Origin of the sequence: Roseivirga pacifica (assembly GCF_900111145.1) — a bacterium.
GTDB classification, from domain to species: domain Bacteria; phylum Bacteroidota; class Bacteroidia; order Cytophagales; family Cyclobacteriaceae; genus Roseivirga; species Roseivirga pacifica.
Window position 1 is genome coordinate 243086 of sequence record NZ_FOIR01000004.1, and the last position, 23167, is coordinate 266252.

Annotated in this window: 24 protein-coding genes; 8 read left to right on the top strand and 16 right to left on the bottom strand. The window is 42.9% G+C overall.

Going from position 1 to position 23167, the window contains the following annotated elements; translation table 11 throughout:
• The first annotated feature begins 119 nt into the window (after positions 1–119).
• The 4 genes from BMW98_RS18155 to BMW98_RS18170 all read left to right on the top strand — a co-directional run bounded on the left by BMW98_RS18155 (position 120) and on the right by BMW98_RS18170 (position 4350).
• A complete protein-coding gene (locus BMW98_RS18155) occupies positions 120–1172 on the top strand; it encodes a sensor histidine kinase (protein WP_139177678.1) in 1053 nt (350 codons plus the stop codon).
• Positions 1173–1233: 61 nt separating this feature from the next.
• On the top strand, positions 1234–2658 hold the full coding sequence (locus BMW98_RS18160) for a sulfatase family protein (protein ID WP_090260554.1): 1425 nt from the start codon (positions 1234–1236) through the stop codon (positions 2656–2658).
• 63 nt (positions 2659–2721) lie between these two features.
• Positions 2722–3210 carry a GyrI-like domain-containing protein gene (locus tag BMW98_RS18165; RefSeq protein WP_090260556.1) on the top strand — a complete coding sequence of 163 codons (489 nt, stop codon included), beginning with the start codon at positions 2722–2724 and terminating at the stop codon, positions 3208–3210.
• A 66-nt stretch (positions 3211–3276) separates the two neighbouring features.
• Positions 3277–4350 (top strand): YbjQ family protein, encoded by a 1074-nt coding sequence (locus tag BMW98_RS18170; protein ID WP_090260558.1) that lies wholly within the window; start codon positions 3277–3279, stop codon positions 4348–4350.
• A 44-nt stretch (positions 4351–4394) separates the two neighbouring features.
• Here BMW98_RS18170 and BMW98_RS18175 read toward each other — a convergent pair whose 3' ends face one another.
• The 4 genes from BMW98_RS18175 to BMW98_RS18190 all read right to left on the bottom strand — a co-directional run bounded on the left by BMW98_RS18175 (position 4395) and on the right by BMW98_RS18190 (position 7633).
• Positions 4395–5081, bottom strand: a complete 687-nt coding sequence (locus tag BMW98_RS18175; RefSeq protein WP_090260560.1) for a LytR/AlgR family response regulator transcription factor — start codon at positions 5079–5081, stop codon at positions 4395–4397.
• Positions 5078–6082 carry a sensor histidine kinase gene (locus BMW98_RS18180; RefSeq protein WP_090260562.1) on the bottom strand — a complete coding sequence of 335 codons (1005 nt, stop codon included), beginning with the start codon at positions 6080–6082 and terminating at the stop codon, positions 5078–5080. Before BMW98_RS18180 ends, BMW98_RS18175 begins: the two co-directional genes overlap by 4 nt.
• Before the next feature lies 1 nt (position 6083).
• On the bottom strand, positions 6084–6950 hold the full coding sequence (locus BMW98_RS18185; RefSeq protein ID WP_121505211.1) for a hypothetical protein: 867 nt from the start codon (positions 6948–6950) through the stop codon (positions 6084–6086).
• 161 nt (positions 6951–7111) lie between these two features.
• Positions 7112–7633, bottom strand: a complete 522-nt coding sequence (locus tag BMW98_RS18190; protein ID WP_090260566.1) for a D-glycero-alpha-D-manno-heptose-1,7-bisphosphate 7-phosphatase — start codon at positions 7631–7633, stop codon at positions 7112–7114.
• 154 nt (positions 7634–7787) lie between these two features.
• Here BMW98_RS18190 and BMW98_RS18195 point away from each other — a divergent pair, with 154 nt between their 5' ends.
• Positions 7788–8576, top strand: coding sequence for a polyprenol monophosphomannose synthase (locus tag BMW98_RS18195; RefSeq protein WP_090260568.1), 789 nt, complete (start codon positions 7788–7790; stop codon positions 8574–8576).
• Here BMW98_RS18195 and BMW98_RS18200 read toward each other — a convergent pair.
• Entirely contained in the window at positions 8538–9758 is a 1221-nt protein-coding gene (locus BMW98_RS18200) for an ABC transporter permease (RefSeq protein ID WP_090260570.1), read from the bottom strand. The genes BMW98_RS18195 and BMW98_RS18200 overlap by 39 nt on opposite strands.
• Positions 9759–9804: 46 nt before the next feature.
• Here BMW98_RS18200 and BMW98_RS18205 point away from each other — a divergent pair, with 46 nt between their 5' ends.
• The 3 genes from BMW98_RS18205 (at position 9805) to BMW98_RS18220 (ending at position 12769) form a co-directional block, all read left to right on the top strand.
• Entirely contained in the window at positions 9805–10956 is a 1152-nt protein-coding gene (locus BMW98_RS18205; protein WP_090260572.1) for an exo-beta-N-acetylmuramidase NamZ family protein, read from the top strand.
• 389 nt (positions 10957–11345) lie between these two features.
• Positions 11346–12266, top strand: a complete 921-nt coding sequence (gene fmt, locus BMW98_RS18215; RefSeq protein WP_090260576.1) for a methionyl-tRNA formyltransferase — start codon at positions 11346–11348, stop codon at positions 12264–12266.
• Positions 12263–12769 (top strand): dihydrofolate reductase, encoded by a 507-nt coding sequence (locus tag BMW98_RS18220; protein WP_222843680.1) that lies wholly within the window; start codon positions 12263–12265, stop codon positions 12767–12769. Before fmt ends, BMW98_RS18220 begins: the two co-directional genes overlap by 4 nt.
• 555 nt (positions 12770–13324) lie before the next feature.
• Here BMW98_RS18220 and BMW98_RS18225 read toward each other — a convergent pair.
• From BMW98_RS18225 to BMW98_RS18275, 11 genes are all read right to left on the bottom strand, one after another.
• Positions 13325–14086: an enoyl-CoA hydratase/isomerase family protein gene (locus BMW98_RS18225; RefSeq protein WP_090260578.1), complete on the bottom strand. Its 762-nt coding sequence runs from the start codon at positions 14084–14086 to the stop codon at positions 13325–13327.
• A complete protein-coding gene (paaZ, locus tag BMW98_RS18230) occupies positions 14086–16134 on the bottom strand; it encodes a phenylacetic acid degradation bifunctional protein PaaZ (protein WP_245733643.1) in 2049 nt (682 codons plus the stop codon). Before paaZ ends, BMW98_RS18225 begins: the two co-directional genes overlap by 1 nt.
• Entirely contained in the window at positions 16131–16727 is a 597-nt protein-coding gene (locus BMW98_RS18235; RefSeq protein WP_090260580.1) for an acyltransferase, read from the bottom strand. Before BMW98_RS18235 ends, paaZ begins: the two co-directional genes overlap by 4 nt.
• Entirely contained in the window at positions 16727–17935 is a 1209-nt protein-coding gene (gene pcaF, locus BMW98_RS18240; RefSeq protein WP_090260581.1) for a 3-oxoadipyl-CoA thiolase, read from the bottom strand. Before pcaF ends, BMW98_RS18235 begins: the two co-directional genes overlap by 1 nt.
• 5 nt (positions 17936–17940) lie before the next feature.
• Positions 17941–18714 carry an enoyl-CoA hydratase-related protein gene (locus BMW98_RS18245; RefSeq protein ID WP_170836529.1) on the bottom strand — a complete coding sequence of 258 codons (774 nt, stop codon included), beginning with the start codon at positions 18712–18714 and terminating at the stop codon, positions 17941–17943.
• A 14-nt stretch (positions 18715–18728) separates the two neighbouring features.
• Positions 18729–19190, bottom strand: a complete 462-nt coding sequence (gene paaD / locus BMW98_RS18250) for a 1,2-phenylacetyl-CoA epoxidase subunit PaaD (RefSeq protein ID WP_090260584.1) — start codon at positions 19188–19190, stop codon at positions 18729–18731.
• Complete coding sequence (gene paaC / locus BMW98_RS18255; protein ID WP_090260586.1) at positions 19184–19939, bottom strand: 1,2-phenylacetyl-CoA epoxidase subunit PaaC; 756 nt, start codon at positions 19937–19939, stop codon at positions 19184–19186. Before paaC ends, paaD begins: the two co-directional genes overlap by 7 nt.
• A 1-nt stretch (position 19940) precedes the next feature.
• On the bottom strand, positions 19941–20225 hold the full coding sequence (gene paaB / locus BMW98_RS18260) for a 1,2-phenylacetyl-CoA epoxidase subunit PaaB (protein WP_090260588.1): 285 nt from the start codon (positions 20223–20225) through the stop codon (positions 19941–19943).
• Positions 20226–20384: 159 nt separating this feature from the next.
• The gene (paaA, locus tag BMW98_RS18265; protein ID WP_090260589.1) at positions 20385–21323 is read right to left on the bottom strand and encodes a 1,2-phenylacetyl-CoA epoxidase subunit PaaA; all 939 of its coding nucleotides are present in this window, start codon (positions 21321–21323) and stop codon (positions 20385–20387) included.
• Positions 21324–21341: 18 nt separating this feature from the next.
• The gene (paaE, locus tag BMW98_RS18270; RefSeq protein ID WP_090260592.1) at positions 21342–22403 is read right to left on the bottom strand and encodes a 1,2-phenylacetyl-CoA epoxidase subunit PaaE; all 1062 of its coding nucleotides are present in this window, start codon (positions 22401–22403) and stop codon (positions 21342–21344) included.
• 63 nt (positions 22404–22466) lie between these two features.
• Positions 22467–23051 carry a TetR/AcrR family transcriptional regulator gene (locus BMW98_RS18275; protein WP_090260594.1) on the bottom strand — a complete coding sequence of 195 codons (585 nt, stop codon included), beginning with the start codon at positions 23049–23051 and terminating at the stop codon, positions 22467–22469.
• Between the last annotated feature and the right edge of the window lie 116 nt (positions 23052–23167).

Genomic DNA, 23167 nt, shown 5'->3' on the forward strand with positions numbered 1-23167 from the left:
ACACAATTAAATTATTATCATTAATTCATGATATATTATCATTAATTAACAATTGTCGCAGACTCGACATTTTATATTTTAATTTTTAACTTAGAATACCAACAACCAAATATATCACCGTGCGCACATACACTTTTTTATCTCACTTGCCACTTCTTAGCAAGCGTTTCCCCCTTAAAATCTTATTTGTCGCATTTGTTGGAATACATATTCCCTTGTTTGCGATTATCGGATATCTTCTAATTAGTAGGTTCCCCATAGATGCTGCAAAAACCATTGGCCTACTAACTTTGGTCTTTACTTTATTGGCCACAGGCATTACGCTCTTCCTGCTAAACAAGCTACTTAAACCCGTTATGATTGCTAAAAATGCGCTTAACGACTACATAGCTTTTTCCAAAACGCCCGATTTACCCCTAACGTTTGAAGACGAGGCTGGAGTGCTAATGGCCGATGTGCAACAAGCCATAAATGAATTAGAAAAGTATGAAGAAGAACGGCAAAACGTACTCCATGTACTTTCGCACGACTTACAAAGTCCGGTAAGAACAGCTATGGGCGCATTGGCACTGCTTGAAGATGAAACAGACCCCGAACAGCGAAAAGAGCTGGAAGGAATGCTGAAAGAAACACTCGACAAACAACTAAAACAGCTACGCTATTACCTGCAACTGCTAAAAGAACAAAAGTTGAACAGCGAGCTAGACGCTGAAAAAGTCAGCATTCCAGTACCGATTTTGATTGGTGAAGTGGCCAAAGACCTACACATGCAAATGAAGGCAAAGGGAATTGATTTGACGATTGGTGGTTTTGAAGGGTCCTTGGCACTACCAAAACACAGCCTGCAACGGGTATTAAAAAATGTGCTCGACAATGCCATTAAATACTCCAATGTTGGCGGAAATATTGAGATATCAGCCATAAAAGAGGAGCATACCCTGAAAATCGCTGTTAAAGACTATGGTGTTGGCTTCAACGAATCTTGCGCCAAGGCAATATTCGCCTACAACTCTCCTTTGCAGCGACTGGGAACTTCGAACGAGCCTTCAACTGGCATTGGCATGTACCTATGCAAAAACATGATGCGCAGAATAGGTGGAGAAATTAGTGCTACGAGTGAAGGCAAAGGTAAAGGGGCTACTTTTACCATTATTTACACTACCAGAAGCTAAGGTAAAATACTGTAAGGTTTAGCTGCCATATTCCAGTATATTGGCCCAAACCTTTATACCGATGAAGAACTCACTACTGCTGATAGTTGTACTTTTTGCTGTCTATTCTTGCCAAACAACTACCACCAAAACACCTTCAAAACCCAATGTAATCATCATTTTTACAGATGATCAGGGCTATCAGGATGTAGGTAGCTATGGCGCTGTTGGTTTTAAAACACCAAACCTAGACCAAATGGCTGCGGAAGGCATTCGCCTGACCGATTTTTATGCTGCGCAAGCGGTTTGCTCGGCTTCGCGTGCAGGGCTGCTTACTGGCTGCTACCCTAACCGATTGGGTATTCATGGGGCTTTTATGCCCAATAGCCCCAAAGGTTTGAACCCGGAAGAAACCACCATTGCCGAAATGTTGAAAACAGAAGGCTACAAAACAGCCATTTATGGCAAATGGCATTTGGGCGATGCGCCTGAATTTCTTCCAACCAAACAAGGATTTGATGAATACTTCGGCATCCCGTTTTCAAATGACATGTGGCCTTACCATCCGCAACAAGGCACTATTTTCAACTTTGGGCCACTACCACTTTATGAAAACGAAAACATTATTGACACCCTCACGGATCAGTCGAACTTAACCACTCAAATTACAGAACGCAGCATTCAGTTTATTCAGGAAAACAAATCAGAGCCCTTCTTTCTTTATGTGGCTCATCCGCAACCACACGTACCGCTTTTTGTTAGCGACAAGTTTAAAGGCAAGTCGGAACGTGGGCTTTACGGGGATGTAATTATGGAAATTGACTGGTCGGTTGGTGAGATTTTGAAAACCCTTAAGCAAGAAGGAATTGATGAAAACACTATGGTAATCTTCACTTCAGACAATGGACCTTGGTTGGCCTATGGCGAGCATTCGGGCAGCGCACTACCACTTCGCGAAGGCAAGGGCACAGCACTAGAAGGTGGCCAAAGAGAACCTGCAATTATTCGCTATCCGGGTAAAATTAACCCCGGCAGAACACTGCAAACACCTATGATGAACATTGACATTTTGCCAACCATAGCTGAATTAACAGGTGCACAGCTTCCTGCAAAAAATATAGATGGTAAAAGTGTTTGGAAAATCTGGACCGGAGAAAGTAATGAGAGTCCACAAGAGGCCTATTATTTTTATTACCATGTAAACGAATTACAAGGCGTGCGTTACAAAAACTGGAAGATGTATTTTCCGCATAAATACAGGACCCTAGGTGGTCGCGAAGGTGGCAAAGGTGGCCTCCCAGCTGATTACGAATACTTGACTTTCGATGAAATAGCACTTTACGACCTTTCTAAAGATATAAGCGAAACCAACAATGTGGCCAACGAACATCCCGATGTTGTTGAAGAGATAAAAGCACTTGCCAACGGCATGCGCAACAAACTTGGCGATGCACTTACCAATGTGGAAGGCACTGAAAACAGGGCGCCTGGAATGATCCATAAATAGCACCGTTCAAAGGATAATCAGGCGCAGCCTTGTGTGGCAATATGTGCTTGGTAACTTTAATACATGGAATGCCGAATTGAGACCATGCCCGAAACGAAATTTGTTGGGCAAAAAGCGTTAATGTCGTTAACGGACAATAAAACCGTAGCTATTTGGCGCAACTTTATGCCTAAACGCAGCGAGATCCAAAACCAGCTAGGTACTGAGCTTTACTCAATAGAAGTTTACAGTAGCGATTACTTTAAGGGTTTTGACCCTGCAAAGAGGTTTGAGAAATGGGCAGCAGTGGCTGTTGAAAGCTTAGATGGTCAGCCCGAAGAAATGCATCACTTGGTAATTCCTGAAGGAAATTATGCTGTTTTTGCCTACAAGGGCTCTTCTGCCGAGGCCGGTAAAGCATACCAATACATTTTTAGAGAATGGCTGCCCTCCTCAGAATACGAGCTAGACCACAGACCTCACTTTGCAGTAATGGGAGAGAAGTACAAAAACAATGACCCTGAATCCGAAGAAGAGCTTTGGGTACCGGTGAAGGACAAGACAACTAGCTAGGTTGTTAAACTCTAACTCTTTTTGAGTATAATTGATTTATTAATTCACACACAATTAGTTCCAACAATGAAAAACTTAGATGTTCTAGTTACTACATCTTCGACCATAGAAGGTAGAGAAATAGAAGAGTACTATGAGCCAATTACATCCCACCTTGTTATTGGGATGAATTTCTTTAAAGATCTATTTTCTGGTTTAACCGATTTCTTTGGAGGCAACTCTCAATCTTACCAAAAGACATTAGACCGCATTAACTCAGAGGCTATTGATCAACTCAAGTATAAGGCAAAAATACTTGGAGCAAATTGTATTCTTGATCTGAGAATCGACAATGATGAGATTTCGGCCCAAGGGAAGTCAATGTTGATGGTTACAGCGATAGGAATGGCAGCCAAATTAAAAACAGATAATAGTGAAAAATCTACCAATTTCAATTCAAAGACATCAATCTCGGATATCGCCTTTAATATTCTTAAGAAAAAACAGCTATATCTAGAATCTGCAAAAAACGACTCTCTAGCCTATATTGATGAAACTTGGAGGTTTCTAATTGAGAACCAATTAGAAGAGTTCTCAGAGCTGGTTATTGAATACTTCGACAAAAAGAGTGTATCTCATATGCCTGACTTCGAATCTAAAATGGTGGAATTTTTTGGACATTTACCTTCAGAAATATCCAAAGAAAAACTCTATTCAAACCTGATAAAAGAAGAACTTTCGATAAGCACTAAAAATCAGATCCTTGAAATCATAAAATCCAATAAGCTATTAGACTACAACATAGTTTATTCTAATCTCATCACCTCAGACTTTCACCAAGGAATACTGCTTATGAAAACCTTAAAAAGTGAGAAGTCAGAATACATAACCAACGACCTACATGCGCTCGAAAACATTAAAAAGCTAATTCAAGAAAAGTATCCTATTAAAGTCTCTTTCTCTGAGAAAAAGAAGGGACTAACCAGTAAGTTAACTTCCATATGGGGCTGTGAATGCGGAAAAGAAAACAATAAAGATAGCATGAGCTGCTCTAAGTGCTCAAAGGACCAACGTGGTATTGACAGTAACACTTTGGTTTTTGATAAACTCCTAGAAAAAATCTCCCAAGATATAGCAGTACTTCAAGAAGTATTTAAATAACTAAATAACAACCATTTCTGTGCTTCGAATCTAGGAAACTATCATTAGCTACCCAAAACACTCAAGACCTGCTCACGATAACTCTGCCCAATAGCAATAGTATGTTCTCCAACCTTAATCTGATTACCCTCAATGTAATCGAATTTAGCCGTGTTGATGATAAAAGACTTATGTGTTCTGATAAATTGATTTGAGGGCAATTCTGCCAAGAGCTTCTTCATGGTAGTGGTTACAATCAACACCTTATCCGTTAAATAAACTTTTACATAATCCCCTAAAGCTTCGCAAAACAGCAACTCATCAAACGGAGTACGGTACATCTTTTTGTCTGCTTTTAGCATAATGTAATCTTGCTGGGGTTTGCTTTCCGACACTCCTCCAAGCTTCGTTTTCACCTTTTGCACTGCCTGTAGAAAGCGCTCAAATGCAATGGGCTTCATTAGGTAATCCGCAGCGTTTAGCTCAAAGCCATCTACAGCAAATTCAGGATAAGCTGTAGTAAAAACCACCGCTGGCTTTTGCTGCAACGCTTTATAGAAATTCACGCCAGATAATTTCGGCATGTTCACATCTAAAAACAGCAAATCGACTGGCTGTTTCTCCAAAAAAGTCATAGCCTCTAGTGCATCTTTACACTCGCCAGCTAAGTTCAAATCGGGATGGTCTTGGATAAAGCCCTTCAGTACATTTCGGCTCAATGGCTCATCATCTATTATCAGGCATCGAATCATTTTAGTGTAAGTTTTGCAGTAAAAAGGTCAGCGGTCTCTTCAATCTCAAAGGTATGTGCATTCGGGTAAATCAGTTCTAGCCTTCGTTTAACATTTTCCAGACCTATCCCTCCATATTTACCCTGCTCCATATCATCTACTACTCCTTTATTGTTACTTATTTCAAAGTACAGTCCCTTATCCAACTTCATTTCAATATGAATAAACCCTTCTTCCGAAACACCTTTAACACCATGTTTAAAAGCATTTTCTATCAAAGGAAAGAAAAGTAAAGGAGCTACTTTATAAGCTTCAATCTTTCCACTTACACTAAACTGAACCTTGGTCGAAGCATCGGCACGTAGCTTTTGCAACTCAATGTAGTTCTCGATCATTTCCACCTCCATTTCTAAAGGCACTTTATCTTCACCCACCTCGTACAACATGTACCGTAATAGGTTCGAAAGCTCCAAAACACTATCAGCTGTTTGTTCGCTTTTGGCCAAAGCCAAAGAATAAATACTATTGAGGCTGTTGAAAAGAAAGTGGGGGTTGACCTGTGTTTTGAGAGAATCGAGCTCAATTGAAAGTTTCTCTTTCTCCACCTGCTGCAAAGTGTACCAAGATTTAGACAAGGTAAGCAGCGTGGTAAGTACGATGTAAATAGCGAAAATAGTCACCAGCACTTGCCAATCGGCAAAGGACACCATATATAATGCTGTTTCCGCCACTATAACCTCAAAGGTAAATTCGTGCAACCAGTAGGTAGCTGCAAGCAATGCCAGCACCGAAAGTGCATAGAGCGCGTAACGCCCCTTCTTGAGCAAGTTGGGAACAATTACCAACAGGTTTACATACACCAAAAAGAATAGCGGGATATGGAAAAACAATGCATAATAGAAGTCGAGAAACTTAAGAATGCTGGAAATGGCAAAGTAGCTGCCTATAGCGTAAATGGACAGCATCCAAAAAATTGGATGCTGAAACCAACGCGACTTTAAAAACTTGACCAGTCTCTTCATGCTATTGTCCTACCTTGGTGTAAAGTGTAGACCCCTCGAATACCGACTCGTCTTTCGAATACTTATCAATAAATTTTCTCAATTCATCAGTCTGCGCAGTAATCAGTACAGTACCGTCAACCACTTCATGCCTCAAACGGATCAGGTTACTTTTAAAGAGCTTGTTCATTTTCTGATAGTCAAACTGCACCAGTTTCAATTGATCTCCATTCATTTCCAATTTCATAAAGCTATGCACCGGAAACCATACCATACTTTCAAAAGCCTGATCGGCCAAATCACCATCAGTGGCATAAATATCAAGAAAGTACTCTCCTCCAATTTCAGTAACATTGGCCTCATAAACCGCCACTTTCTCCCCTTCTTCATAAATCGTCATATAGTAACTTTCTGGATCCTTGTCGAAGCCTACATCTAAACCACTCGTTAGTTGCTCTATCGCACCACCAAGCTCAGTAAGCGTATTCGCCAGTTTATCGGCCATATCCCCCTTAAATTCCTCTGAAAGCTTTTCCATTTCTTTCTCCCAATAGGCCTTTACTTTTTCTTTGTCTCGAATGGTATCACCATCTTCCACATAATATTCGTCCCCATCAAACTCTATAGAGAAACTGGTTTCAACTTTTGGTTCAACCTTAGGCTGAGGCTGTCCTTTTTCCACCTTACTAACTTTTAAATTCCCTTTGTAATTGAGCCCTGCGGAGAAAGTAACATAATTACCTTCCTTGTCGCCCTCCTGCCACTTACCATCTAGTTCAGGTAGAAAAACTCGGGTCTCTTTTGTGAAAATTGGAAACAGCGAATAAATGCACGAATTCATTAGGAGTGCAACTGCCGCAAACGCGATTATTACTTTTAGCTTTTTCATTGTTTTAATGTTTTGAGTTTTTGTCTTCGGGCTATCCGAAATCGTTGACTCAAAAGTGCTGCAAGTACTGAAACTACTAAAATTTTATCGGTGAACGCTGTGAAACTTGGGATGAACTTGGCTAAAGCCAGAATGGAGTATGGTGTACAAAGTACCGAGACCTAACCAGCATTAATAATTAATTGAGCAGCTTCGAGTAGGGAGTGTACTTTATAATCGGCAAATTCAGATTTTTCACCTTCCGTTAAGTGAACAGTGTTTATCCCCAGCTTTTTCGAGGGAATCATATCGCTCTCTCGGTCACCAATCATCCAGCTTTTTGATGTGTCAATTCCGTGCTTGGCTATGGCTTTTTCGAACATCAGTCCTCTTGGCTTCCGTGAAAGTGTCTTGCTAATTTTATCGTAACCAGGGGCGAAATACAGGTCGTCAATTACATAGTCGCAAGCGGCTTGAATAGCCTCGTGACATTTTCGCACAAAACCCTCATTATAAGTACCTTTAGCGATACCACTTTGGTTTGTGATCACTACCAATAAATAACCAGCCGACTTGAACTGTTGCAAGGCTTTCGGCACCTCATCACGGATTTTAAACTCATCGAAATGCGAGACCTGATAGCCCAGCTCTTCATTCAAAACCCCATCACGATCTAAAAACACACATTTCACAGCTTTTGTCATCTTAACATCTTTTAAAGAAAATGTGCTTAACATTTACATAACGCACATCGTTTTATCCTATATTCGGCACCACGAGTTGGCACAAATAAAGTAAGTTAATTTTAAACGGCAGCCCACTCGCTGAAGAGATTCAATTTTTGGCCGTAATAGCCCCATGAGCGATAGCATTGTAATTATACCAACCTACAAAGAGCGCGAAAACATCGAAGAGATGATTGACACCGTGCTTAATCAGGAGAAAGATTTTCACCTGTTGGTTATTGATGACAATTCACCTGACGGCACTGCTGACCTGGTTAAGGAAAAGCAAAAGCTTTACCCTGAAAGGTTGCACTTGGTAGAGCGTGAAGGCAAACTCGGTCTTGGAACAGCTTATATTCATGGTTTTCGCTGGGCACTAAAGCGCAACTACCAGTATATTTTTGAAATGGATGCGGACTTTTCGCACAACCCAGAAGACCTGAACAAGCTCTACTACGCTTGCGCCACACAAGGTAACGATATGGCCATTGGCTCGCGCTACATTACGGGTGTAAACGTAGTTAACTGGCCCATGAGCCGAGTAATGTTGAGCTATTTTGCCAGCCATTATGTGCGCATTATCACAGGCATGCCAGTAAACGATACTACCGCGGGTTTTAAATGCTACCACCGCAGTGTGCTCGAAACCATTGAGCTGGACCGTGTGAAATTTATGGGCTACGCCTTTCAAATTGAAATGAAATTTTTGGCGTGGAAGTATGGCTTTAGCATTGCCGAAGTACCAATCATTTTTACAGATCGAACCCGTGGCGAATCGAAAATGACAGGCGGAATCATTAAAGAAGCGGTACTTGGCGTACTCCAAATAAAGCTGAACAGCCTGTTCAGAACTTTCCGAAAAGATCAGGATTTTTCTACTCCGCTAGTCGAAGCGAATGGCCTTAACCGGACTGATTCGTGAGATAATTGCCGTTGGCAATAACAGCACCACACCTACTAATAAAAATGTAAGCGCGTTTATGCCCAATATGCGGAACCAGTTCCAATCGATTGGTACGTGACTCATATAATATGTGGCTGGGTCGAGCGGAATAAGCTTGAACTGGTACTGCAAAAAGCCAAACACCAAACCGATCACATTCCCGATAATTAACCCGCGAACAACCAATCGTACGCCATTGTAGGTGAATATGCTACGAATTAGTTTGTCTGTAGCTCCCAAGGCTTTGAAAGAACCAATCATTGGTCTGCGCTCCATAATCAGTATAAAGAGCACCGAAACCATGTTAAAGCAAGCCACAAATAGTATAAGACCAATAAGGATAAACACGTTCTGAGAAAGCAGATTGAGCCAATCGAAGACCTGTACAAATTTTTGATCTACGCGCTCTGTGGTCTGATTTACGCTTAATCTTTGAAGGATGGAATCATCCGCCTCCTCCAGCTTTTCTAAATCGTTGATAAACACCTCGTAACCACCAACCTCATTGTCTTCCCAACCATTCAGCGTTCGAACCACTTTAATATCGCCAATCACAATTTGCTCGTCAAAGTCTTCCAAACCAGAGCTAAAAATCCCCTTCACAAAAAATGACCTAGTTCGGGGCGGATCCATTATAAAGTAACTCACAATTCTGTCCCCTACTCCCACTTGCATTTGGCGCGCCATATGCTCACTCAGCAGTATTTCATTCGGATAAGCTTCCTCTTCATCAAAAGTCAGCATGCTTCCTTCCACCAAATAATCAGCAAAACGTATGGTATCGAAAGATTGGCTCACCCCTTTAAAGAGCATTCCAAAAACCTCTTCGTTTTGGGAAATAAGCCCAGGTTTAAAGGCAAACTCCTGTAAATGCTTTACATGCGGATCGTCCTGCAGCATTTCCATCCGCTCCCCTTCAATTACTATTGGCGTTTGCTCATATTCACTCGAAAAAGTGAATGCTTTGATTTGAATATGCCCCGAAAAGCTAAAGATCTTGTCTTTGATACTATTCTGAAAACCACCCAATATTTGGAATGAAACCAGCATTATGGCGATGCCCAGTGCTACACTGGCTATGGCAATTTTGTGAATGATTGACGAAAAACTCCCTTTATCACTGGCGTTTATTCTTTTGGAAATGAAATAAGGGAGGTTCAAGATTATCGTTATTTTTGATGCTAATGCTCAAATATAAACGAAGCGAATGAATCGTCTTATTTTACTTGCCTCCATTTTTTTAATGTTCGGTTGTGCCAAAGCACAAGAACTGCAACTCGGTGCAGCCCGAATGGGTGAATACCTCCCACTTTCAGAAGGAAAACGCATAGCACTGGTGGTCAATCAAACTTCCGTAATTAACAATACGCACTTAGTGGACACATTAGTAAGCCGCGGAGTTAATGTGGTGAAAGTAATGGCGCCTGAACACGGTTTTCGTGGTGAAGCCCCCGATGGTGAAAAAGTAGACGATACCAAAGATGCTAAAACAGGTTTGCCAATTATTTCTATTTATGGCAAAACCAAAAAGCCCACCCCAGAAATGCTGGAAGATGTAGATGTTTTGATTTTCGATATTCAAGATGTGGGCGTGCGCTTTTATACTTTCATTAGCACGATGCACTATGTAATGGAAGCCGCTGCAGAAAACGGCAAGCAGGTTATCGTGCTTGACCGCCCCAACCCAAACGGCATGTATGTGGACGGCCCTGTAAAGGATGATGATGTGAATAGTTTTGTGGCCATGCACCCAATACCTGTGGTACACGGCCTTACCGTGGGCGAACTTGCCCAAATGATCAATAATGAAGGTTGGCTAGCCAACGGTGCAACAAGTGACCTTAAGGTTATTCCTATGCTGGGCTGGGATCATAGCCAAACCTACAGCCTACCGATTAAGCCATCGCCTAATTTGCCAACAGACAACTCCATCACGCTTTATCCTAGCCTCGGCTTGTTCGAAGGTAGCGTGGTGAGTGTAGGCCGCGGCACCGACCATCCTTTTGAAGTGATTGGCCACCCTGACTACACGCCCGGTACTTATGAATTCACTCCCCAACCAAACGAGGGCTCTAAATATCCGCCAATGGAAGGCAAGCTCTGCAAAGGTCAGTCGTTTGTAGGTACAGCCGCCAAGCCTGAGTTTACACTGAAGTACTTGTTGGAATATCATCAAGAGATTAAAGATGATACTACCTTCTTTAGAGATTATATCGACTTACTTTCTGGCACCAAAGATTTCCGCAAGCAAGTAGAAGCCGGCATGTCAGACGCCGAAATAAGAGCCACTTGGCAACCCAAACTAAACGCCTACAAAGCCCTACGCAAGAAGTACTTGCTGTATAAGGATTTTAAATGATAGATCTAGAAGTCATTGGATATTCTTTAATACCATTAATACTAATAGCAATTGGCATAGGAGTAAAACACTATTTAAAGTGGGCTAATTTAAATGACCCGAAAAGATTTCTGGGATTAAGCATTTATTGGTTTAAGCTTTTAGCTTCATTTCTAATTATTGCCGGCTCTCTAAGCTTTTTCACCATAGTGTATTTATTAATAGATTCAGCTATAGTATAAGATTCGATTTGAATGAATAAATGATTTTCCATGCTGAGCGAAGCCGAAGCATCGACCCAAATTAACTTGGCCGATCCCTCCGTAAAGTCGGGATAAAAAAGGATAGCCAACAACCATTAAGGCGCCTTCAAATACATTCCCTATTTTTGGGGCGAAGAAATTCTTTCAATGACTGATTTACGCATTATCTATATGGGCACACCTGAATTTGCGGTGCCTAGCCTTCAAATATTGGTAGAAAACAATTTTAATGTGGTGGCTGTAATTACGGCACCCGATAAACCAAAAGGCAGAGGGCAAAAACTGGCTACTTCACCCGTAAAGGACTATGCCGTTTCGCAAGACATTCCGGTGCTTCAACCTACCAATCTTAAGTCGCCAGAATTCATTGAGGAATTGAAAAGCTACAAGGCCAACTTACAAATCGTGGTAGCCTTCCGCATGTTGCCAGAAGTGGTTTGGGACATGCCAGAAATTGGCACTTTCAACCTACACGCTTCTTTATTGCCGCAATACCGTGGTGCTGCGCCCATTAACTGGGCCATTATCAATGGTGAAAAAGAAACAGGCGTAACAACCTTCTTTTTGAAGCACGAGATAGATACCGGAAACATTATTTTCCAAGAAAAAGAACCGATTGAAGAGGATGATAATGTGGGCGACCTCTATGGTCGACTAATGGACAGAGGTTCAAAATTGGTACTTAAAACAGTGCAAGCCATTCAAGAAGATGACTATCCGCAAGACCCGCAAGACGAAAGTGGAGAGATAAAACACGCCCCTAAGATCTTTAAAGAAACCTGCGAAATCGACTGGAGTAAATCGTCTGAAAAAGTTTATAACTTCATCCGTGGCCTTTCTCCTTACCCAGCTGCATGGACGATGATCAACGGCACGCAGTTTAAAATCTACAAAGCTGAAAAGCTAGAAATGACTACAGCTGGCGATCAACCAGGCGACTATAAAACGGATAATAAAACTTACCTCCACATTCAAAGCGGAGGCAATTCGCTGGCCATTACCGAACTGCAAATGCAGGGTAAAAAACGCATGGACATCGAGAGCTTTTTAAGAGGAAACAATCTATGATTCGCACGATAGTAGTAGCCGCAGCTAAAAATGGTGCCATTGGCAAAGACAATGACTTGCTTTGGCGCTTACCGGACGACTTCCGTTTTTTCAAGCAAGTTACACTCAACCATGTGGTGATACTGGGACGAAAGACTTTCGATTCGCTACCTGGCTTACTACCAAAACGAACCTTTGTGATCGTAACGCGACAGCAAGACTACCAAGCGCCAGAGGGACATTATGCCGTTAATTCTCTAGAAGCTGCATTGGAACTGGCAGAGCAAGAATTGAAAGTGGAAGAAGTCTTCGTGATTGGCGGTGGCGCCATTTACAAGGAGTCGCTGGAAAAAGGCATGATCGACAAAATGCACATTACCGAGGTATATGCTGACATTAAAGGTGCTGATACTTTCTTTCCTGACTTCGACAAAAGCCAATGGCAAGAAGACTCACGCGTCCATCACTCAGCCGATGAAAAGCATCGCTATGCCTTCGATTTTGTAACCTATTTGAGGAAGTAGGTTCAACTTCATTTTGCCATTTCAGCCGCATGGAGAAGTCTTAGTCTTTACTTGTCCTCCCCTTGGGGAAAGTAATTTCCTAGCAAGTGGCACCTCTATGGAATTCTGACCAACGATGTTTGCACAGACACTCCTCCTTGACGAAGGAGGTTGGGAGGATTGGCTTTTCAAGTAATCAAATATGGTTTTCAAATCCCCCTAGCCCCCTTTTCGAAAAAGGGGGAATTGCCTCTACTAGATTGAAGAGCAACACATTTAGTGTTTTTCAATTCAACATTCAATTAAATGCCTTTTTCTATGAAATCACTCTTCAAAGAGAGAGACATTCACTGCAATTGGCAAGTAACACAGTCATAACCAAGTAGTGTTAAGAGAAAAAGCATCGGATTAACGCAGGTGGGGATCCAATCCCGATAGCAATCGGGACGTGACCATCGGCTGAAAAAGCCCCCCCCAAAAAAAGCCCCGTAAGCCAGTTTTGGTATCCACACCAAAACACTTTCGAAATGTGAGATTCCCGCCTGCGCGAGAATGACGTAAAAGATTAAGCTAGGCTCAACCTAATTTCTTCTTAAACTCAGTAATAAAATTCTTAGTATAATCAGAAGTAACCAACTCACCGCTAATCTGTGCTCTTTCATCAAGCAGCTTATCCCAGTCTTCCGTACCACGCCAGAATACTTTTTTCATCATGGCCATAGACTCTGGATTCGACTTGACAAGTTTTTGTGCAAGTGCATTTACCGCTTCGTCCATTGCCGCTGCATCATCGAATATCTGCTGGTATAAGCCTTTGTCAGCTGCCCACTGCGCATCGTGAAATTCAGTAGCGTTAATGGCCATCTGAGAAGTAGCGGCTACGCCCATCTTGCGTTCAATGGCCGGACTCACAACAAAAGGACCGATCCCCACGGCCAGTTCACTAAGTTTAATGGAAGCAAACTTTGTTGCGAAGCAATAATCCGTAGCCGAAGCTACGCCAATTCCTCCACCAACAGCCTTACCTTGCACTCTCCCAATAATAAACTTTGGTGCCTTACGCATCGCATTAATTACTCGTGCGAAACCAAGGAAGAATTCCTTACCAGTGTCTTTGTCTTCAATAGCCAAAAGCTCATCGAAGCTGGCACCTGCGCAAAACGCACGGTCACCACCACTCTTTAGAATGATCACCTTGATACTGTCATCCTCGCCCGCCTTGGTAATGGTTTCAGCAAGTTCCTTCAAAGTCGCACCCGGCAAGGAGTTGCTTTGCTTGGTGAAAAATTCAATTGTTCCTATTCCTTCGTTTACCTGTAGGTTTACGTAGTTCTCCATTAATCTTGATTTTTCTTTTTGATCATTGTTAGAATAGTCGCGATGGCTACGGTTTCGCCAGTTTCATCGTATACATCTACCAAGAACTTCACAATACCTTTGGCGATATCGTCTTTCTTCTCTTGCTCGACTTTTTCCTTCACGGTTAAACGAACACCAATGGTGGCACCTGGATAAACAGGTTTTGTAAAGCGACACGTTTCTAGTCCGTAGTTCAACAATACTGGTCCTTTCTTGGCCTGAACGAACAAACCAGCGGCAGCAGAAAGCACAAAATAACCGTGTGCTACGCGTCCTTCGAAGGTTGTTCCTTCCAGTGAAGTCTCGTCTGTGTGCGCATAGAAATGATCCCAGCTTACATTGGCGAAGTTCACAATATCGGTTTCCGTTACCGTTCTTTTCGCAGTAATCACTGTCTCTCCTACCTCAATATCTTCAAAGTATTTAGAGAACAAATGCTGCCCCGGATCTTTATATTCGCCACCGTATTGATATTGCTGCGTAATCTCCGTTAAAGTAGTTGGTGAGCCTTGGATAGCCGTGCGCTGCATGTAGTGCATTACGCCACGCTTTCCACCCATTTCTTCGCCTCCACCGGCACGACCTGGGCCACCGTGTGTCAACATTGGCATTGGCGAACCATGACCTGTGCTTTCCTTGGCGCAAGCTTCGTTCAGCACTAAAATTCTTCCGTGATGGGTTGCTGCTCCAATCGTATATTCAGTAGCAATTTTATCATCGGCCGTAGTGATCGAGGACACTAACGAGCCCTTTCCTTTCTTAGAAATGGCAATGGCTTCATCGATGGTTTTGTACGGCAAAATGGTACTTACAGGACCAAAAGCCTCCACATTGTGTGGTTCATCAACACCCAGCGGATTCTGGTTTAAGAACAAGATAGGTGAAATGAATGCACCTTTATCCCAATCAGCTCCCATCAGCTCCACTTTGTCTAGTGTACCGTAAACCATTTCGGATGTTTTGGCCAGTTCGGCCACCTTCTTGGTTACCTCAGCCAACTGCTCTTTTCCGGCCAAAGCCCCCATTCTTACGCCTTCTACAGAAGGGTCACCAATAGTGGTTTTAGTCAAAGCTTTGCCCAAAGCAATTTGAACATCTTCCACCAGTTTTTCTGGCACTATAATTCTTCGTACAGCAGTACACTTCTGCCCTGCTTTAACGGTAATTTCTTTTCGAACTTCCTTGATAAATAGATCGAATTCCGCTGTGCCAGGCACTGCATCTTCACCCAATACTGCACAGTTCAATGAATCGGCCTCTAGATTGAAAGGCACGGAGTTTTCAATGATTTGAGGAAGTGTTTTTAGCTTCTTACCCGTTTCGAAAGAGCCCGTGAAAGTCACCACATCTTGCGAATCGACATAGTCTAGAATTCCATTACCATAGCCAGAAACTAGTTGTAAGGCACCGTCAGGCAATATGCCTGAGTCGATGATTTCTTTCACCACCGCCTGCGTTAAATAACAGGTTTGCTCAGCTGGTTTGATGATACACGGCATTCCAGCCAACCAGTTGACAGCAGCCTTTTCCAACATTCCCCAAACCGGAAAGTTGAAAGCGTTGATATGCACCGCCACACCTTCTTTCGGCACCATAATGTGGTGACCAACAAACGATCCGCCTTTAGAAAGGCCAACCATATCGCCATCTACATGATAAGAAGTGTTCGGGAATTGACGTCTTAAACTGGCGTTTGAAAATACGTTTCCGATACCACCCTCAATGTCTATCCAGCTATCGATGCGCGTAGCACCAGTCGCTTTGCTCACTTCGTAGAACTGCTCTTTCTTTTCCATAAGGTGGAAAGCCAAAGCCTTGAGCATTAAACCACGTTCTTGGAAAGTCATTTTGCGTAAAGCAGGATTACCAACATTTCGTGCATAGTCATATGCTGCGCTGAAATCAAGGCCCTTAATGGTATGCGTTCCAACAGCTTCGCCTGTAATGGCATGGTGCAAAACCTCTCCATCGCCATCGCCATGAATCCATTCGCCCGCAATAAAGTGTGGTATCTTATCTATCATCATTTCTTTTTCGTTTCGTTCCAGGTTTTATAATCTGCCGAAGCAATCGGTCGGTTGGGTTCAATTTTCCTTAGCGGTTCGCACTCTTTCAGCGAAGTATAACAGTCGGCAGGAAGCTGCTGATACAGCTTTGTTCCTTCTGATTTCCAGGCAATCATTTCATCGCTTACTTCTTTGATACGCTTGGCTGGGTTGCCAACAATCAAACTTCTCGGTTCGAAAACAGCGTTGGCTTTCACAAAGCTGAGCGCCCCAACAATGGACTCATCACCGATTACGGCCTCATCCATAATCACCGCATTCATGCCGACCAATACATTTTTGCCAATTTGTGCTCCGTGAATAATGGCCCCATGACCAATGTGTGCGCTTTCTTGTAAAGTGATGGTGATGCCGGGAAACATATGCACGGTGCAATTTTCCTGAACGTTGCAGCCATCTTCAATCACAATTCTCCCCCAATCGCCACGAATGGCTGCTCCCGGACCGATGTAGACATTTTTACCAATGATTACATCGCCAGTAACGGCTGCCAAAGGATGGACAAATGCCGTCTCGTGAACAACAGGTTTGATATTGTTGAATTCGTAAATCATTAACCTACGTTTTCGAGGATTATGGCATAGCCCTGACCTACACCAACACACATAGTTGCCAATGCGTAACGCTTGCCTGTTTTTTGCAATTCTAAAGCTGCTGAATAAGTGATTCTAGCGCCTGTCATTCCCAGCGGATGACCAATAGCAATTGCACCACCATTTGGGTTGATGCGCTCATCGTCATCGGCAAGGCCTAAAGCCCTTGTGCACGAAAGTGACTGTGCTGCAAAGGCTTCGTTGATCTCAATCACATCCATTTGATCGAGCGTTAAACCAGCTTTCTTCAATGCTTTTCGGGTAGCCTCAACTGGGCCAATGCCCATGATTCTCGGCTCTACACCTACCACGCCAGAAGCGACAATACGTGCTTTTGGTGTTAAACTATTGGCTTTAACCGCTTCTTCCGAAGCTACTAAAATCGCTGCTGCACCATCGTTTAGGCCAGAAGCATTACCCGCAGTTACACTACCGTCATTTTTGAAGGCAGGACGTAAGCCAGCAAGAATTTCTTGCGTGGTGTTGGCTTTGATAAATTCGTCTTGATTGAAAACGATGGGATCCTTCTTGCGCTGCGGAATTTCAACCACTACAATTTCTTCGGCTAATCTACCGCTAGCTTGTGCTTTCGCAGCTTTCATTTGGGAATTGTAAGCGAAAGCATCTTGATCGTCACGACTGATCTTGTGGATTTCCACCAAGTTTTCGGCTGTCATCCCCATGGAATCTGTTCCGTAAACCTTCTCCATTTGTGGGTTGATAAACCTCCATCCGAAGCTTGAATCGTACATCTTTGCATCGGTACCGAATGGTCTAGCTGATTTGGAGACCACCCAAGGCCCACGTGTCATATTCTCCACACCACCAGCAATGAACATATCGCCATCGCCAGTTTTAATGGCACGGTTAGCCTGCACAATGGCCGACATACCCGAAGCGCATAAACGATTCACCGTTTCGCCTGGTACTGAATACGGAAGTCCCGCCAAAAGCGAAGCCATTCTAGCCACGTTTCTATTGTCTTCTCCAGCTTGGTTAGCACAGCCCAAGATCACATCTTCGATTAAAGCTGGGTCAATTTGGCTATTTCGGCTCATCAATTTTTTGATGACCAAAGCGGCCAAATCATCTGCACGAACTGCGCCTAAGGTGCCTCCGAATTTGCCAATCGGAGTTCTAATTCCATCTATTATAAAAGTATCTTTCATCCCTTTTATTCTCCAGTAAATTCTGGTTTACGTTTTTCCACAAAGGCTTGAATGCCTTCGATTGAATCTTTTGAAGCCGCAGATTTAGCTTGCCATTCCTTCTCTTGGTCTAACTGCGCATCCAAATCATTGGTGAACGATTGGTTCAACAAATGCTTAGTGTATGCTAAAGCCTTGGTTGGCATTTGTGACATCTTTATGGCTAGTTTCTCGCTTTCTTCCGCAAACACATCATCTTCAAACACTTTGTAAATCATGTTCATTTGCGCGGCTTCTTCGGCCGTAACCTTATCGCCCAGCATCATAAGTGCAGATGCTTTTTGGAAACCAACTAACCTCGGCAAAAAGAAGGTACCACCACTATCAGGCACTAATCCTATTTTGCTAAAAGCTTGAATAAATGCAGCCGATTTAGTGGCCACAGCAATATCACAAGCAAAGGCAATGTTAGCTCCAGCACCGGCTGCTACTCCATTAACCGCAGCGATCACCGGCTTTTCCAACTTGCGAATCAACCGCACAATTGGGTTGTAGTGCTCTTCTACCATTTGCTCCACAGAAAGACCATTATCTTCTACCGCTTCTTTCAAATCCTGACCTGCACAGAAAGCCTTTCCGTTGCCAGTAAGCAACACGGCCCTTACGGTTTTGTCTTCATTGAACTTTTTCAAAGCATCAATCAAAGCAAAACTCATTTCTCTGGTAAAGCTGTTGTATGCTTCTGGTCGGTTGAAGCGAATGATACCTAGATTTTCTTTTTGGGTTATTTCTAAGGTCATGGTTTGGTTAAAGTTTAGTGGCATTTAAAATAATCGAAGGGCTCAAGGCAATCGTTGCATTTGAACAGCGACTTGCAAGCCGTAGAACCAAACTGGCTCAGCAATTTGGTGTTTTGAGAACCGCAGTTTGGGCACTCAATATCCTCTTCGTTAGTTGGGTTTGGTGGAGCAATGCCGTACTCCTTCAGGTTTGCTTTGCCGCGCTCGGTCATAAAATCGGTACTCCAAGCAGGGGAAAGCACAGTGGTTATTTTAAAGTCGTTGATTCCTTCTTTTTTCAGCGCATTATTGATGTCGCGCTCAATTTCGAGCATGGCGGGACAGCCTGTGTAAGTTGGTGTAATCACCACTTCTACAAAGCCGTTTTCTACCTTCACATCGCGAAGGATACCTAAATCGTAAATAGAGACCACGGGGATTTCCGGGTCTTTTACCTCCTCCAGAATTTCCTGAACGTGTTCTTTATTGATTACCATTCGTTACCCGGATATGCTCTTTGTAAGAATTGCAGGTCGGCTAAAATGTAGCCCAAATGTTCGCTATGAACGCCTTCCTTTCCTCCCTTGTGACTGTAAGTTCCTTCAGGGATAGAAAGCGTAGCTTCTTCTAAAACCGCTGTGATTTTGGCGTCTCTTTTCTCTTTTAGTTCGGCTAATGAAACACCGTAACCTGCTGCAAGCGCATCCGAATCAGCACTAGTTTCTATAACGATCTCGTCTTTATAAGACCAAAGCTCATTTAATGCTTGCTGAACGCGGTTATGGCTTTCAACCGTTCCGTCACCTAAGCGGATTACCCAATCGGCACTCCATTTCATGTGATAGAGTGTTTCCTTGTGCGATTTAGCAGCAATTGAAGCTAGTCTTTCATCGCTAGAACTCATCAGTGCTTCGTAGAAGTAACAGCTAAAAGTATCGTACAAAAACTGGCGCATAATGGTAAAGCCAAAGTCACCATTCGGCTGCTCTACTAAAAGCACATTTTTAAAGCCCCATGCATCACGCAAGTAGGCCAAATCGTCTTCGGTTTTTTCTTCTCCTTGAATTTCAGCAGCATATTGGTAGAACAATCGTGCTTGACCAATCAAGTCGAGTGAAATGTTAGTAAGCGCAATATCTTGCTCCAAAATTGGGCCGTGACCGCACCATTCGGCTAATCGCTGACCAAGAATGAGGCAGTTATCTGCTTGCTGAAGTATGTAATCGAACTTATTCTGATCAGTCATATTACATGTGTTTTAGCTCGTCAGGCAAATCGTAAAATGTTGGGTGTCGGTAGGCTTTATCCTTAGCCGGCTCATACATTTGATCCGAATCGTCAGGATCGGAAGCTGTGATATGCTTTGTTTCTACCACCCAAATACTCACACCTTCATTTCTTCTGGTGTAAACATCGCGCGCATTTTGCACCGCCATGTCTGCATCTGCAGCATGTAGACTTCCCACGTGTTTGTGGTTCAAACCTGCTTTACTTCTTATAAATATTTCCCAAAGGGGCCAGTTCTTGTTCATCTTATTGATTTACGATGTTTGATTTACGATTTGCGATATTCCATCTACTTTGTCTTCCTCTCTACTTTACCCTTAATCCCTAAAGGGAGCTGTCATTTACATTAATTCACCCTTTAGTGGTCGGGGGAGCATTTCTGTTCCAACCGGACATAGTAGAGATTATGCTACCTTCTTTTTGGCTTTCTTTTCAGCATACGCATTGGCTGCTTCGCGCACCCAAGCACCATCGTCATAGGCTTTTTTTCTAGCGTCAATTCTTTGCTTATTACAAGGGCCGTTTCCGCTAATTACATTGAAAAACTCTTCCCAATTGATCTCACCAAAATCGTAGTGACCCCGTTCTTCGTTCCATTTCAAATCTTTATCTGGAACCGTCAAACCAAGAATTTCAGCTTGCGGAATGGTTACATCCACAAACTTTTGACGCAATTCATCATTTGTGAAACGTTTAATTCCCCAGCGCATTGATTGCTCAGTATGTTTAGAATCAGCATCAGTTGGTCCGAACATCATTAGTGATGGCCACCACCATCTGTTAAGCGCATCTTGCGCCATTTTCTTTTGTGCTTCTGAACCTTTGCAAAGCGTAAGCATGATTTCGTAACCTTGGCGTTGGTGGAAAGATTCTTCCTTACACACTCTTACCATAGCCCTGGCATACGGCCCGTAAGAAGCACGGCAAAGCGGCACTTGGTTCATAATTGCGGCACCATCTACCAACCAACCTATGGCGCCCATATCGGCCCAACTTAAAGTTGGATAGTTGAAAATGCTCGAATATTTGGCTTTGCCCGAGTGTAAGTCGGCCAACAAATCATCGCGCTCTACGCCCAATGTTTCGCAGGCAGAATAGAGATAAAGTCCATGACCTGCCTCGTCTTGTACCTTGGCCAAAGCAGCAGCCTTTCTTCTTAAAGAAGGCGCTCTTGTAATCCAGTTCGCTTCGGGCAACATCCCAACAATTTCGGAATGGGCGTGCTGAGAAATCTGCCTGATCAATGTCTTTCGATACTTTTCGGGCATCCAGTCCTTCGGCTCAATACGAACCTCCTGGTCTATCTTCTCATTAAATTTTTGTTCCAATAATTCAGTACTCATATCATTGAATTTTCGGTTTTACACATCAAAATTCAGCTTTACCTTATCGGTAGTTGGGTGCGACTGACAGCTCAGCACCATGCCATTGGCTAGCTCATCCGGTTCTAGCGCGTAGTTCACTGTCATATCTACGCTTCCTTCTTCAACCTTGCAAATGCAAGTACTGCAAACACCACCTTTGCAGGCATATGGCAGGTCAACACCTGCTTTTATGGCCTCATCCAAAATCGACTCGTGTGAATCGTAAGGAAAGGTAATGTTATTACCATCTAGGGTAATTGTCACCTCACTTTTGGCCTGCTTGGCTGGCTTAGCTTCTTTGGCTCCGCCTAGCTTACCCAATGGAGAAGTAAACAACTCCATATGAATCTTTTTGGTCTGAACTTCCAACTCAATCAGCGCTTCTCTAATGGCCAACATCATTGGCTCAGGCCCACAGGTAAAGAACTCGTCAACCTCCTTTGGGTTAAAGAAAAGCTTTGAAAAAGTCTTCAGCTTTTCACCATCAATATAACCATAATAAAGGTCAGGGTCTACCATTTCATCGCTCAGTACATGGTGCAAGCTAAACCTGTCCATATACTTATTCTTTAGCGCTTCCAGCCTTTCCTGAAAAATGATAGCTCCCGATTTTCTATTGGCATAGAACAGCGTAAAGCTACTTTTTGGCTCGGTGCGTAATGTAGTTTCGATAATAGAAATGATAGGTGTAATACCACTACCACCCGCAAAAGCCACATATTCCTTTTGGTTGGCTACATCTAGTTGGGTGAAGAATTTACCATTTGGCGGCATTGCCTCAAGTACATCGCCCACCTGCAAACGATTGTTGGCGTAATTCGAAAATAAACCACCCTCAACACGTTTAACAGCCACGGTTAAGTCGCCATCTAACGGACATGAACAAATGGAATAAGATCTGCGAACTTCTTCGCCATTGATTTGCTGTCGAAGGGTTAAATATTGCCCTTGGGTATATTTAAACTGCTCTTTTAAGTTTTCAGGAACATCGAAAGACACAGCAACTGAATCATCAGTAGGTCTACTTAAGTCCTTAACTTTTAGCGGGTAGAATGCCATTTTACTAACCTAATTTAGGTTAAAACTAACGAACATTAGTTAATGTTGCAAAAAATTTTAACCCTAGGCTAAAATCCCCTTTAGAACACCTTGCTTGATATTCTGTTCGAGCTCAAGCCTATTGTAATCTCGGTACTTTGCGCACCAAGCATAAAGCGAACGAAGTGTGGAAAGTATCATGAACATCATAAAATGCACATCCATTTGCACCACTTTTCCTTCGGCAATATTCTGCTCTAGTATGGACTGAAACTCTCGCTCATAGCAATCGCGCAGGCTCACATACTCTTGTTTTTCGGCAGGTTCCAAGTGTGCCCATTCATGCAACATAAGCGCCATGGCATCTGGGTTGGCCACTGTGAGCTCTATGTGTAGTGAAATCACCCGATCCAGCTTGTCGATAGCTCCCAAAGAAGAGGTCTGGATCTCTGTAATGCGCTCATGAAAAATGCGTGCATTGGTCATGAGTAAATGGGAAAGAATCTCGTTTTTAGACGAAATATGGTTGTATAAACTAGGGCCTTCCATCCCCACTTTTTTGGCTATTTGCTGTAGCGATGTACCCTTAAACCCATAATTGCGGAACAATTTAGCCGCTTCTTCCAGTATCTGTTGCTTTCGAGATTGTAAACCTTCGGTTACTTTCATTCTGGAAAAATAGCGAAATACTATTGTAAAAAGCGCACGACTCAAAACAAATAACACCTACCGACACTATGCACAAAATATTTGACACATAATATCGGTAGGTGCTTTGTACCCTT

Coding starts and splice junctions, on each gene's coding strand:
- BMW98_RS18160 (WP_090260554.1), top strand. CDS start 1,234: ATGAAGAACTCACTACTGCTGATAGTTGTACTTTTTGCTGTCTATTCT.
- BMW98_RS18165 (WP_090260556.1), top strand. CDS start 2,722: ATGGAATGCCGAATTGAGACCATGCCCGAAACGAAATTTGTTGGGCAA.
- BMW98_RS18170 (WP_090260558.1), top strand. CDS start 3,277: ATGAAAAACTTAGATGTTCTAGTTACTACATCTTCGACCATAGAAGGT.
- BMW98_RS18175 (WP_090260560.1), bottom strand. CDS start 5,081: ATGATTCGATGCCTGATAATAGATGATGAGCCATTGAGCCGAAATGTA.
- BMW98_RS18180 (WP_090260562.1), bottom strand. CDS start 6,082: ATGAAGAGACTGGTCAAGTTTTTAAAGTCGCGTTGGTTTCAGCATCCA.
- BMW98_RS18185 (WP_121505211.1), bottom strand. CDS start 6,950: ATGAAAAAGCTAAAAGTAATAATCGCGTTTGCGGCAGTTGCACTCCTA.
- BMW98_RS18190 (WP_090260566.1), bottom strand. CDS start 7,633: ATGACAAAAGCTGTGAAATGTGTGTTTTTAGATCGTGATGGGGTTTTG.
- BMW98_RS18195 (WP_090260568.1), top strand. CDS start 7,788: ATGAGCGATAGCATTGTAATTATACCAACCTACAAAGAGCGCGAAAAC.
- BMW98_RS18205 (WP_090260572.1), top strand. CDS start 9,805: ATGAATCGTCTTATTTTACTTGCCTCCATTTTTTTAATGTTCGGTTGT.
- fmt (WP_090260576.1), top strand. CDS start 11,346: ATGACTGATTTACGCATTATCTATATGGGCACACCTGAATTTGCGGTG.
- BMW98_RS18220 (WP_222843680.1), top strand. CDS start 12,263: ATGATTCGCACGATAGTAGTAGCCGCAGCTAAAAATGGTGCCATTGGC.
- BMW98_RS18225 (WP_090260578.1), bottom strand. CDS start 14,086: ATGGAGAACTACGTAAACCTACAGGTAAACGAAGGAATAGGAACAATT.
- paaZ (WP_245733643.1), bottom strand. CDS start 16,134: ATGATGATAGATAAGATACCACACTTTATTGCGGGCGAATGGATTCAT.
- BMW98_RS18235 (WP_090260580.1), bottom strand. CDS start 16,727: ATGATTTACGAATTCAACAATATCAAACCTGTTGTTCACGAGACGGCA.
- pcaF (WP_090260581.1), bottom strand. CDS start 17,935: ATGAAAGATACTTTTATAATAGATGGAATTAGAACTCCGATTGGCAAA.
- BMW98_RS18245 (WP_170836529.1), bottom strand. CDS start 18,714: ATGACCTTAGAAATAACCCAAAAAGAAAATCTAGGTATCATTCGCTTC.
- paaD (WP_090260584.1), bottom strand. CDS start 19,190: ATGGTAATCAATAAAGAACACGTTCAGGAAATTCTGGAGGAGGTAAAA.
- paaC (WP_090260586.1), bottom strand. CDS start 19,939: ATGACTGATCAGAATAAGTTCGATTACATACTTCAGCAAGCAGATAAC.
- paaB (WP_090260588.1), bottom strand. CDS start 20,225: ATGAACAAGAACTGGCCCCTTTGGGAAATATTTATAAGAAGTAAAGCA.
- paaA (WP_090260589.1), bottom strand. CDS start 21,323: ATGAGTACTGAATTATTGGAACAAAAATTTAATGAGAAGATAGACCAG.
- paaE (WP_090260592.1), bottom strand. CDS start 22,403: ATGGCATTCTACCCGCTAAAAGTTAAGGACTTAAGTAGACCTACTGAT.
- BMW98_RS18275 (WP_090260594.1), bottom strand. CDS start 23,051: ATGAAAGTAACCGAAGGTTTACAATCTCGAAAGCAACAGATACTGGAA.